Genomic DNA, 11,864 nt, shown 5'->3' with positions numbered 1-11,864 from the left:
GCAGCAGCCCTTGAATTCCAAGGCTTGCGGCGTTCATCCTGTGCAACGTCAGGCAGTACACACCGAAAACCGATTCGCTGTGGCGATGGTAGAGCAAATATGGAACAGCATTCCAACGCCTTGAAGGTGATGGTGATCGACGATTCGAAAACGATCCGCCGCACCGCCGAGACGCTGTTGAAGAACATGGGGTGCGAGGTCATCACGGCGATCGACGGTTTCGACGCCCTGGCCCGTATTGTCGATCATCACCCGCACATTATCTTTGTCGACATCATGATGCCGCGCCTGGATGGCTACCAGACCTGCGCCCTGGTGAAGAACAACCCGGCGTTCAAGTCGATCCCGGTGATCATGCTGTCCTCCAAGGATGGCCTGTTCGACAAGGCCAAGGGACGCATTGTGGGTGTCGATCAATTTTTGACCAAGCCTTTCAGCAAGGAAGAACTGCTGGGGGCGATCAAGGCTTATGTGCCTGGGTTCGCCGCAGTAGAACAAGCACACTGACGCCGCCTCACGAGGGCTGGCGCCGACCAATGTAGCGGGGAAAACCATGGCACGTATTCTGATCGTCGACGATTCGCCGACTGAAATGTACAAACTCACCGGCATGCTGGAAAAGCACGGCCACCAAGTCCTGAAAGCCGAGAACGGAGGGAATGGCGTGGCCCTGGCCCGCCAGGAAAAGCCCGACGCGGTGCTGATGGACATCGTGATGCCGGGCCTCAACGGCTTCCAGGCCACACGCCAATTGTCCAAGTCGCCCGAAACCAGCGATATCCCCGTGATCATCATCACCACCAAGGATCAGGACACCGACAAAGTCTGGGGCAAACGCCAGGGCGCCAAGGACTACCTCACCAAGCCGGTGGATGAAGAAACCCTGATCGCCACCCTGAACAAGGTGCTGGCCGGCTAAGGCTTGCGATCATGACCGAGTCGCAAACCGCTTTTGAGCTGCTGCTGGACATCGACCGCCGCTGCCGCTTGCTGGCCGCGGACCTGCCGTCCCAGGAAACGCGCCTGCAACGCTGGAGCGGTATCGCCTTTCGCATAGGGCCAAACGCCTACGTGGCGCCCATGGGCGAAGTCGCCGAGGTGTTGCATGAGCCGCGCTGCACCTTGATGCCGGGGGTCAAGCCTTGGGTCAAGGGCGTGGCCAACTTGCGCGGGCGCTTGCTGCCGGTGATGGACCTGGGCGGGTTCCTTGGCCTTGAGTTGTCCAAGGCGCGCAAGCAACGGCGGGTGCTGGTGGTGGAGTTCAACGACCTGTTTGTCGGGCTGCTGGTAGATGAGGTGGTAGGCATGCAGCATTTCCCATTGGACGCCTGGGTGGCGAGCACCGCCTCGAGCGCGCCGTTTATTCAGGGCCAGTTCGACGGCGACCCGCCGTGGCAAGTCTTCAGCCCCTTCGCCCTGGCCCAGGCCCCTGGCTTCATGGATGTTGCCGCATGAGCACCGCTACCACGCCCAAACCCCAGGCCGCTTCGCGCAGCCGTTCGCAGATCATCGTGCTGTTTATCGCCTTGATTGTGTTCATCATGTTGCTGTTCGCCAACTTCGCGTACCTCAACACCCAGTCCACCTACGATAAACAGTACATCGGCCACGCCGGTGAGCTGCGCGTGCTGTCCCAGCGCATTGCCAAGAACGCCACCGAGGCCGCTGCCGGCAAAGCGGCGGCGTTCAAGCTGCTGGGCGATGCGCGCAACGATTTTGCCCAGCGCTGGGGCTACCTGAAAAAAGGTGACCCGCAAACCGGTTTGCCGGCGGCGCCCAGTGCGGTACGCGCCGAAATGCGGGCAGTGCAGACCGACTGGGAGGCGCTGCTGAAAAACACCGACGCTATTCTCGCCAGCGAGCAGACCGTGTTGTCGTTGCACCAGGTGGCGGCGACCCTGGCCGAAACCGTGCCGCAACTGCAGATCGAGTCGGAAAAGGTCGTGGATAGCCTGCTGCAACGCGGCGCCCCGGCCAGCCAGGTGGCCTTGGCCCAACGCCAGTCGCTGCTGGCCGAACGTATCCTGGGGGCGGTCAACACGGTGCTGGCGGGGGATGAAACCGCCGTGCAGGCCGCCGATGCCTTCGGTCGCGATGCCAACCGTTTTGGCGCGGTGCTCAATGGCATGCTCAACGGCAACCCGGGGTTGCGTATCACCCAGGTCGAAGACCCGGACGCCCGGGCGCGGCTGGCGGACATTGCCGAGCTGTTCGAATTTGTCTCCGGCTCCGTGGATGAAATTCTCGAGACTTCGCCGCAGTTGTTCCAGGTGCGCGCCTCGGCGAGCAATATTTTCAACTTGTCGCAAACCCTGCTCGATGAAGCTTCGCACCTGGCCACCGGTTTTGAAAACCTCGCCAGCGGGCGCAGTTTAGACACCATCGGCGGTTACGTGCTGGGCTTGCTGGCGCTGGCCTCGATCATCCTGATCGGCCTGGTCATGGTGCGCGAGACCAACCGCCAACTGCATGAAACCGCGCAGAAGAACGAGCGCAACCAGAACGCGATCATGCGCCTGCTGGATGAAATCGAAGACCTGGCCGACGGCGACCTTACCGTCACCGCCTCGGTCACCGAAGACTTTACCGGCACCATCGCAGACTCCATCAACTATTCGGTGGACCAACTGCGCGACCTGGTCGCCACCATCAATCTCACGGCCGGGCAGGTCGCGGGCGCGGTACAGGACACCCAGGCCACCGCCATGCACCTGGCCCAGGCGTCGGAGCATCAGGCCCAGCAGATTGCCGAAGCGTCTACCGCCATCAACCAGATGGCGCAGTCCATCGATCAGGTATCGGCCAACGCGGCCGAATCCTCTGCGGTAGCAGAACGTTCGGTAGAGATCGCCAACAAAGGTAACGAGGTGGTGCACAACACCATCCACGGCATGGACAACATTCGCGAACAGATCCAGGACACCGCCAAGCGCATCAAGCGCCTGGGCGAGTCGTCCCAGGAAATTGGCGACATCATCAGCCTGATCGACGACATCGCCGACCAGACCAACATCCTCGCCCTCAACGCCGCAATCCAGGCCAGCATGGCCGGTGACGCCGGGCGCGGCTTTGCGGTGGTGGCCGATGAAGTGCAACGGCTGGCCGAACGCTCCTCGGCGGCCACCCGGCAGATCGAAACCCTGGTGCGCACCATTCAGGCCGACACCAACGAAGCGGTGATCTCCATGGAGCAGACCACTACAGAAGTGGTGCGCGGCGCACGCCTGGCCCAGGACGCCGGGGTGGCGCTGGAAGAGATCGAAGGCGTGTCCAAAACCCTGGCGGCGCTGATCCAGAGCATTTACAACGCGGCGCAGCAACAGACCTCATCGGCGGGGCAGATTTCCCTGACCATGAACGTGATCCAGCAGATCACCACCCAGACGTCGTCGGGTTCCACCGCCACCGCCGAGAGCATTGGTAACCTGGCGAAGATGGCCAGCCAGTTGCGCAGGTCGGTATCGGGTTTCACCTTGCCGCCGCCCAAGCAGGTCGATGATTGAAATACGACCTGAACAACACCACAGTCCAACTGTGGGAGCTGGCTTGCCTGCGATAGCGGTTTGTCAGATACAGATATAGTGCTGACCCACCGCTATCGCAGGCAAGCCAGCTCCCACATTGGATCTCCATTGTTTGTGAGATACCAGCAACTCATGAATTCTAAGCGGAGCAGTTATGGTTGATCGGCACGACTACGTGGCCCTCGAATGGGTCAAGGGCGACATTGCCGAAACCCTGAAGCAGGCCCGTTCGGCCCTGGACGCGTACGTTGAAACCCAGGTCGACGACGCCCTCAACGAATGCCTGGCCGGTATCCACCAGGTGCATGGCGCGCTGCAAATGGTCGAGTTCTACGGCGCGGCGCTGTTGGCCGAAGAGATCGAAGAACTGGCCCTGGCGCTACAGGCCGGGCATGTCGGCCAGCGCGATGAAAGTATCCGCCTGCTGCAACAAGCCCTCGGCCAATTGCCGCTGTACCTCGACCGCGTGCACAGTGCCCGCCGCGACCTGCCACTGGTGGTGCTGCCGCTGCTCAACGACCTGCGCAGCGCCCGTGGTGAAAGCCTGCTGTCGGAAACCAGCCTGTTCAGCCCGCAACTACTGTCGATCGAGCCGTTGCCTGAGCAAGCCCTGGCCCAACGGGCAACGCCGGATCTGCATGAGCAGTTGCGCCAATGGCGCCACCTGCTGCAACAAGCCCTTGCCGGGTTGCTGCGTGAAGACCACGGCCCCAGCAACCTGGAAGACATGGCCCGGGTGTTCGCACGCCTCGAAGCGCTGTGCCAGGGCGCGCCGCTGTTGTCGTTGTGGCAGGTCACCTCGGCGCTGGTCGAAGGCATGCTCACCGGCGTGGTCGCCAACAGCCCGGCGCTGCGCAGCCTGCTCAAGGCTAGCGATAAACAACTCAAGCGCTTGCTGGTTCAAGGCGTCAATGGCATCAACCAGCCGGCGCCGGATGAGTTGCTCAAGAGCCTGTTGTTCTACGTCGCCAAAGTCACCCGGCCGACGCCGCGCATGCAAAGCCTGAAGGAACGCTACGGCTTGGACGAAGCCTTGCCCGACAGCGCCGTGGTCGATGCTGAACGTGCGCGGCTGGCTGGGCCGGATCGCAATGCCATGGGCTCGGTGCTCGGGGCGTTGTGTGAGGAACTGGTGCGGGTCAAGGAACGCCTGGATCTGTTCGTGCGCAGTGATCGCCAGCACACCCAAGACCTCGACCCATTGCTGGCGCCGTTGCGGCAGATCGCCGATACCCTCGCGGTGCTGGGTTTCGGCCAGCCGCGCAAAGTGATCATCGACCAACTCGCGGTGGTGTTGAGCCTGGTCCAGGGGCAGCGCGAACCCAATGACGCGGTGTTGATGGATGTGGCCGGCGCGTTGCTGTATGTCGAAGCGACGTTGGCGGGGATGATCGGCACCGTCGAACCGCAAAGCCGTGAAGACAGCCGCTTGCCCACCACCGACCTGACCCAGATTCACCAGCTGGTGATTCGCGAGTCGTGCCAGTGCCTGCGCCAAGCCAAGGAGCTGGTGATCGACTGCATCGAGGCCGACTGGGACCGTCAGCGCCTTGAGTCCTTGCCCGAGCTGTTGAGCCAGGTACGCGGTGCCCTGGCGATGATTCCTTTGCCGCGCGCGGCGAGCTTGATGCGCGGTTGCACCGACTACGTCGATGAGCAATTGATGATCAACCAGGCCGCTCCTTCGGCGGCTCAACTGGCGCATTTCGCCGAGGTGGTCAGCAGCCTGGAGTACTACCTCGAACGCATGCTTCAAGACCCTGACGCGGCGGGCGAAAAAGTGCTGGAACTTGCCACCCAGGGCTTGAATGCATTGGGCTACCTGCCGGTGGAAAAACCTTGGCGCCAGGCCCTGGTTGCGCCCGAGGGCGCACTGTCCGAGGCCGCACCCAGCCAGTCCCAGTTCGATGCGCTGGCCAGCCCCACCTCACGTCTCAACCCTCCGGCCTTGCAGCGACCGGGCAGCCTGTTGCCGCCGCCGGCCGGTGAAGAACCGATTGACGATGAGCTGCGCGAAGTCTTCCTTGAAGAAACCGATGAAGTCCTCGACGTGTTGCATCGCTACCTGCCCGACAGCACGGACAAAGCCGCCCAGGGCGAAATGCGCCGCGCCTTCCATACCCTCAAGGGCAGCGGCCGCATGGTGCGCGCCCTGGTGCTGGCCGAGCTGGCCTGGGCCGTGGAGAACCTGCTCAATCGCGTGCTGGAACGCAGCGTAATCCTTGGCCCTGAGGTGCAGCAGGTGTTGGATGAGGCCGTGGCCCTGCTGCCGGAGCTGATCGCCGATTTTGCCAGCGACGACCAACGCCAGCGCGATGAAGTGGACGCCTTGGCCGCCCGTGCCCATGCCCTGGCCAGTGGCGCCGCCACGTCGGCCACCGAGCCCCATGACCCGATGCTGCTGGAGATCTTCCGCAACGAAGCCCAGGGCCATCTGGACAGCCTCGACCACTTCTTGCAACAGGCCGCCGAGCAGGTGCCGCTGCAGGTCAGCGATGAGCTGCAACGCGCCTTGCACACCCTCAAGGGCAGCGCCTACATGGCCGGCGTATTGCCCATCGCCGAACTGGCGCGCCCGCTGGACCACCTCACCCGTGAATACAAGGCCCACCGCCTGCCGCTGGACAAGGACGAAGTGGCGTTGCTGCTTGAAGCACAAGCGCTGTTCCAGCGCGGGCTGGGTGACCTGGACCACAATCCACTGGCGCCGATCAACGGCGCGGCCGACCTGATCAGCCGCACCCAACGCCTGCTGGAGCATCAACTCGCCGCCTTGCTCGACGCGCCCACGGCCGGCCTGCGCGTCAAGCGTGACCCGCACTTGATCACCAACTTCCTGGCCCAGGGCATGGACATCCTGCTCGACGCCGAAAGCTTGCTGCGTCGCTGGCAGCAACACCCTGGCGACCGTCAGGAACTCACGGCGTTGCTGGACGAGCTGACCACCCTGGGCGAGGGCGCGCACCTTGCCGATCTGCATCCTATCGACGCGTTGTGCGAAGCCTTGCTCGACCTGTATGGCGCGGTAGAAGAAAGCAGCCTGGCGGTCAGCGCCCGGTTTTTCCAGGAGGCCGAACAGGCCCATGACGCGCTGATCAACATGCTCGACCAGTTGGCCGCCGGCCAGGAAATCAGCCCCGCGCCCGCACGGCTGCAGGCGTTGCGCGAGTTGCTCGATGAAGCACTGGACCCGTCCGCCACGGGCCTGATCAAAAGCGACGGCAGTCGCGGCCTGAGTATCGCCGAGTTGGGCGCGGCCACTGCGCAGCTGGATCACGCCACCGCGATGGACGACGAGATTGTCGAGATTTTCCTTGAAGAGGCCGTAGACATCCTCGACAGCGCCGGCCAGTCGCTCAAGCGCTGGTTGCTGGAACCCGAAAACGCTGCGCCCTTGTCCTCGTTGCAGCGGGACCTGCACACCCTCAAGGGCGGTGCGCGCATGGCCGAAATCGACCCGGTGGGCGACTTGGCCCATGAGCTGGAATGCGTTTATGAGGGGCTGGTGGACCGCCGCTATAGCTATTCTGTCGAGCTGTCCCAGGCACTGATGGCCAGCCATGAGCGCTTGGCCCAACAGTTGGACGAGCTGCAACAGCAGCAACCCTTGAGTGACGGTGCCGAACTGGTCGAAAGGCTGCGGGAATTGCGCCAGGCCAGCAGCCCTGCAGCGCCGGCTGTGGTGGCGCCGGCCTCGGGTGCCGACCCGGAATTGCTGGATATCTTCCTCGAAGAAGCCGCCGATATCCTCGACAGTTCAGGCAGCGCGCTCCTGCGCTGGCAGGCCGAACCGGGCAGTCGCCAGGAAGTGGAAACCCTGCTGCGGGACCTGCACACCCTCAAGGGTGGTGCACGCATGGTCGAGATCGGGCCGATCGGCGATCTGGCCCATGAGCTGGAATTTCTCTACGAAGGGCTGTCCGCCGGTTTGCTCGCGCCGACCCCTGAACTGTTCGCACTGCTGCAAGGCTGCCATGACCGCCTGGCGCAGATGATCGACGCCGTGGCCGAGGGGTTGCCGGTGGGTTCGGTGGATAAACTCATCGAGCGCATCAAGAGCCTGGTGCACCCCAGTGATGAGCCGGTCACACCGGTGGCGCTGCCGGCTGGCAAGGCCGAAGCGGTCGCCGACCCGGCTGCCGACATGGTGAAAATCTCCGCCGACTTGCTTGATGACCTGGTCAACCTGGCCGGCGAAACCTCGATCTTCCGTGGGCGTATCGAGCAGCAAGTCAAGGATGCGCGCATTGCCTTGAGTGAGATGGAAACCACCATTGAACGCATGCGCGACCAACTGCGCCGGCTCGACAGCGAAACCCAGGGCCGCCTCCTGAGCCGTCAGCAGGCCGAGGCCGAACGCCTGGGCTACGAAGAATTCGACCCGCTGGAAATGGACCGCCACTCGCAGCTGCAACAGCTGGCCCGTGCGCTGTCCGAATCTGCCTCCGACCTGCTCGACCTCAAGGACACCCTTGAGCGCCGCAACCAGGATGCCCACAATCTGCTGCAGCAACAGGCGCGCATCAACACCGAATTGCAGGAAGGCCTGATGCGCACGCGCATGGTGCCTTTCGAGCGCATGTTGCCACGCCTCAAGCGCATCGTGCGGCAAGTAGCGGGCGAGTTGGGCAAGGACGTGGAGTTTATCGTCGGCAATGCCGAAGGCGAGATGGACCGCAATGTGCTGGAACGCATGGCGGCCCCCTTGGAGCATATGCTGCGCAACGCCGTCGACCACGGTCTGGAGTCCCGCGAAGTGCGGCTGGCGGCGGGTAAACCTGAGAAGGGCCGCATCACCCTGGACCTGACTCACGAAGGCGGCGACATCGTCTTCGACATGCGTGACGACGGCGCGGGTGTGCCCCTCGAAGCGGTGCGGCGCAAGGCGATCAAGCGCGGCTTGCTCGCGCCCCATCAAGAGATCAGCGACCGTGACGTGTTGCAGTTCATCCTGCAACCGGGCTTTTCCACCGCCGAGAAAATCACCCAGATTTCCGGGCGCGGCGTGGGCATGGACGTGGTGCATGAAGAAGTGCGCCAGCTCGGCGGCTCCATGGTGATCGACTCGACGCCGGGCATGGGCGTGCATTTTCGCATTCGCCTGCCGTTTACCGTGTCGGTCAATCGTGCGCTGATGGTGCACTGCGCGGACGACCAATACGCGATTCCTCTCAACACCATCGAAGGCCTGGTGCGCGTGCTGCCCCACGAATTGGCGGGGCACTACCAGCAAGACCCAGCGCACTATGAATATGGCGGTCAGCGCTACGAGTTGTTCTACTTAGGCGACCTGCTGCACACCGCCAGCCGCCCGAAACTGCTGGGCCAGTACCAGCCTGTGCCGGTGCTGCTGGTGCACTGCAATGAACGCCGCGTGGCGGTGCACGTGGATGCCATGGCCGGTACCCGCGAGATTGTGGTCAAGGGCCTGGGGCCGCAATTCTCCGGGGTGCAGGGTGTGACCGGCGCGACCATCCTGGGCGACGGCCATGTGGTGCTGATCATCGACCTGCTGGCGCACATCCGCGCCCGACAACCGGCCTTGCCGGCCCAGGCGGTGGATGCGCCGCTGATCCTCAACGACCCACTGAAAAAACGCCCGCTGCTGGTGCTGGTGGTGGACGACTCGGTCACCGTGCGCAAAGTCACCAGCCGCCTGCTGGAGCGCAACGGCATGAACGTGCTCACCGCCAAGGACGGCATCGACGCCCTCGCCATCCTGGAAGAACACACCCCGGACCTGATGCTGCTCGACATCGAAATGCCGCGCATGGACGGCTTCGAAGTGGCCATCCAGATACGCAACGACCCACGCCTGATGCGCTTGCCGATCATCATGATCACCTCACGCACCGGCCAGAAACACCGCGACCGCGCCATGGCCATTGGCGTCAACGACTACCTCGGCAAGCCGTACCAAGAGTCGGTACTGCTGGAAAGCATCGCCTACTGGAGCAAGTCCCATGCTTGAGCACCGCACCAGCCAACTCACCGGGCTGCTGCTGCCCCTGGCCGACCGCCACCTGGTGCTGCCCAACGTTGCCGTGGCCGAACTGATCGACTTCCAGCGCGGCGAACCCGCCAGCGATGCGCCGCCGTGGTACCTGCGGCAAGTGACCTGGCGCGATCGGCAAATTCCGCTGATCAGCTTTGAGGCGGCCTGCGGCGAAGCCAGCATGACGGGTGAACGCTCGCGCATCGTGGTGTTGAATGCACTGGGCGGGCGACCGACATTGAAATTCATCGCGCTGGTGATTCAGGGCATTCCGCGTTCGTACAAGCTTGATAGCGAATTGAGCTACGTGGATGTGCCGCTATGCCCACTGGAACTGGCGGCGGTGCAAGTGGGCGAGCAGGTGGCGAAGGTGCCGGATTTAATGGGCCTTGAAGCGCTGCTGGTAGAGTCCGGCCTGGCCTGATCCTGAGCCCTATGACTGTTCGTTCCCACGCTCCGCGTGGGAATGCCGCCGGGAACGCTCCGCGTCCTGCCAGTCAGCACAAGGGTGACGCAGAGCGTCACAGGATGCATGCCCACGCGGAGCGTGGGAACGATCAGTTAAAAGCCTTAAAGACAGTTGCTCCCACACTGAGCTGCGCTCATCTCCAGGTCTCAATCAATCCACGCAGAGCGTGCAAATAATCGATGAATGTCGGAATAGGATGGAGTTGCTGTAGGCGAGTTCTGAATTTGGAATAGGCGGGTTTTCAGGCCGCAGTGGAGTGGCTAGTTTCTGCACTCCTCACTGCCGGCAAGGACTCGCAAATGGCCGTGCCGTTAATGCCGCCCGGTGTTTCAACTCTTGAAAACATGGCGATATCCCAATCCAAACGCATTCATCTCAAGCCCGGCTCGGCATTCGCCTATTCCTGGTTTGAATCCCAGGTCCGTGCGGCCGGCCCTTGGAGCTATAAGAAGCAGAGGCGTCAGTACGAAGCTTTTGGTAACTTCAATTACGGTGCCACAGGCACAGTGCTGGGCATTCCCGAAAATGTGTTGCTGCGAGCCGCCGGTGTGGCTCAAACCGTCGCCAGAACGACTCGTCCGGATTTTGGATCATGGTGGGGCGGTGAGCCTTTTGGTGACGACCCACGGGACCAATATTGGATAAGAAGAGGTATCGAATATGCCATTTCGCAAGGCCACTAAGCGGCTCATACCTGTGCTGCGTAATTGCCTGCTTGTGATCTGCCTGCTCTATATCGGCGGCAGTTGGGTCCTGGCGCCCGGAACACCGGACCTGGATGAAGTGGTGTTGAAGCATTCCCTGGGCAACGGTATGTCGATCTATGGTGCGCGAGATGGCCAAGGTGGCGCGACGGTGGGGTTTTCCTACAGGTACTACGTGCATAAGGATTTGGGAAGTGATCAGGAAATACTCGGCGCATTAGTGTCAGCACCTCCTTTTCTCAAAACAAAAGAGCCCGATGTTCAAGTCAATAATGAGGGTGGTGCCCTGCAGCTGGTTATTCAGGGAGAAGTGTATGAGTACCATAGCTATGCGCTGGAGGGCCTTGGGAAGGTCAGGGTGATGATGGTGTTGTGATGGGCCGGCGCTCAGATTTTTCCTGCAAGATGTCGGGCTGTGCATGAACTTGTTGTGATTGATCATCGCGCCTAGTCTTCGCTCCGTCATCGCAAAAAACGGTGACACGGACGTGCAAGTCCGGTTACATGTCGGCGCACCAACGCCCATAGCCATTCGACGGGCGTTTTTTATGCCTGCTGTACTCGTTATGGCGGCTGTGCGTGGGAGATTCTTCGGAGTCTGCCGGGGTCCGATATGCCCGGTCTTGCACACCTGCGTACAGCTGCCACCTTCATTCGCGTGCAAGCGGAGAGAGGGCAGCCTCCATCACATATCGGAGCTGTAAATCATGGTCAAACCTACGCCCAATCCACCGCTCTTCACCGTAAACCCCCACCAAGACACCGAAACCCTGCTGGTCAATGCCAGCGAAACCCTGTCCTCGCTCAATGCGCTCACCTGCAACCTGGCCTTCGACTTGGACACTTCCCAGCGCGCCATCATGCTGGGAATTCAGCAAATGGCCGAGCTGGGTCAGTTGTTGGTCGATAGAGCGCTGGAGCAAATCAGCCCATCGCCAGCAACTTGAAACGGTCCCAAAAAGGGACTGATCATTCCCTCTTTGGGACCGCTATCTAACCAACACCACCGACCCATGTGGGAGCTGGCTTGCCTGCGGCCATAGGTATCTACACAACTTTGTGGGTTGTAACAGCAGACGGTAACCACGATGCGAAGCGAGTCGCTCTTGATCTGCTTTTGATCTTAGGCGCCCCGTTAAACCACGCTGGCCGGAATTCGACAGGGATTTGGG

General features: G+C 62.0%; 9 protein-coding genes. All 9 read left to right on the top strand.

The features are described from left to right. Positions 1-99 precede the first annotated feature (99 nt). The 9 genes from pilG (at position 100) to QK296_RS00005 (ending at position 11,639) form a co-directional block, all read left to right on the top strand. A complete protein-coding gene (gene pilG, locus QK296_RS00045; RefSeq protein WP_014720321.1) occupies positions 100-507 on the top strand; it encodes a twitching motility response regulator PilG in 408 nt (135 codons plus the stop codon). A 46-nt stretch (positions 508-553) separates the two neighbouring features. Then, on the top strand, positions 554-919 hold the full coding sequence (pilH, locus tag QK296_RS00040; RefSeq protein ID WP_003195057.1) for a twitching motility response regulator PilH: 366 nt from the start codon (positions 554-556) through the stop codon (positions 917-919). 11 nt (positions 920-930) lie between these two features. Next, entirely contained in the window at positions 931-1,455 is a 525-nt protein-coding gene (locus tag QK296_RS00035) for a chemotaxis protein CheW (RefSeq protein ID WP_034133982.1), read from the top strand. Continuing rightward, positions 1,452-3,503 (top strand): methyl-accepting chemotaxis protein, encoded by a 2,052-nt coding sequence (locus QK296_RS00030; RefSeq protein ID WP_003195053.1) that lies wholly within the window; start codon positions 1,452-1,454, stop codon positions 3,501-3,503. Before QK296_RS00035 ends, QK296_RS00030 begins: the two co-directional genes overlap by 4 nt. Positions 3,504-3,678: 175 nt before the next feature. Continuing rightward, positions 3,679-9,495 (top strand): Hpt domain-containing protein, encoded by a 5,817-nt coding sequence (locus tag QK296_RS00025; protein ID WP_282390459.1) that lies wholly within the window; start codon positions 3,679-3,681, stop codon positions 9,493-9,495. Next, positions 9,488-9,943, top strand: coding sequence for a chemotaxis protein CheW (locus tag QK296_RS00020; RefSeq protein ID WP_003195048.1), 456 nt, complete (start codon positions 9,488-9,490; stop codon positions 9,941-9,943). Before QK296_RS00025 ends, QK296_RS00020 begins: the two co-directional genes overlap by 8 nt. Before the next feature lie 344 nt (positions 9,944-10,287). Continuing rightward, positions 10,288-10,671 (top strand): polymorphic toxin type 44 domain-containing protein, encoded by a 384-nt coding sequence (locus QK296_RS00015; RefSeq protein WP_282390458.1) that lies wholly within the window; start codon positions 10,288-10,290, stop codon positions 10,669-10,671. After that, a complete protein-coding gene (locus tag QK296_RS00010; RefSeq protein WP_282390457.1) occupies positions 10,649-11,068 on the top strand; it encodes a hypothetical protein in 420 nt (139 codons plus the stop codon). The genes QK296_RS00015 and QK296_RS00010 overlap by 23 nt, the downstream gene beginning before the upstream one ends. 331 nt (positions 11,069-11,399) lie before the next feature. Next, a complete protein-coding gene (locus tag QK296_RS00005) occupies positions 11,400-11,639 on the top strand; it encodes a DUF6124 family protein (protein WP_003195043.1) in 240 nt (79 codons plus the stop codon). Positions 11,640-11,864: the final 225 nt, after the last annotated feature.

This window comes from Pseudomonas sp. AL10 (genome assembly GCF_029960685.1).
Lineage (GTDB): Bacteria > Pseudomonadota > Gammaproteobacteria > Pseudomonadales > Pseudomonadaceae > Aquipseudomonas > Aquipseudomonas lactis.
Note: the sequence above shows the minus strand (reverse complement) of the source record. Positions and strands in the feature narration are given on the sequence as shown.

Bases quoted from the DNA above. Each gene is read 5' to 3' on its own strand.
- pilG (WP_014720321.1), top strand. From the start codon at position 100: ATGGAACAGCATTCCAACGCCTTGAAGGTGATGGTGATCGACGATTCG.
- QK296_RS00010 (WP_282390457.1), top strand. From the start codon at position 10,649: ATGCCATTTCGCAAGGCCACTAAGCGGCTCATACCTGTGCTGCGTAAT.
- QK296_RS00035 (WP_034133982.1), top strand. From the start codon at position 931: ATGACCGAGTCGCAAACCGCTTTTGAGCTGCTGCTGGACATCGACCGC.
- QK296_RS00020 (WP_003195048.1), top strand. From the start codon at position 9,488: ATGCTTGAGCACCGCACCAGCCAACTCACCGGGCTGCTGCTGCCCCTG.
- QK296_RS00025 (WP_282390459.1), top strand. From the start codon at position 3,679: ATGGTTGATCGGCACGACTACGTGGCCCTCGAATGGGTCAAGGGCGAC.
- QK296_RS00015 (WP_282390458.1), top strand. From the start codon at position 10,288: ATGGCCGTGCCGTTAATGCCGCCCGGTGTTTCAACTCTTGAAAACATG.
- QK296_RS00030 (WP_003195053.1), top strand. From the start codon at position 1,452: ATGAGCACCGCTACCACGCCCAAACCCCAGGCCGCTTCGCGCAGCCGT.
- QK296_RS00005 (WP_003195043.1), top strand. From the start codon at position 11,400: ATGGTCAAACCTACGCCCAATCCACCGCTCTTCACCGTAAACCCCCAC.
- pilH (WP_003195057.1), top strand. From the start codon at position 554: ATGGCACGTATTCTGATCGTCGACGATTCGCCGACTGAAATGTACAAA.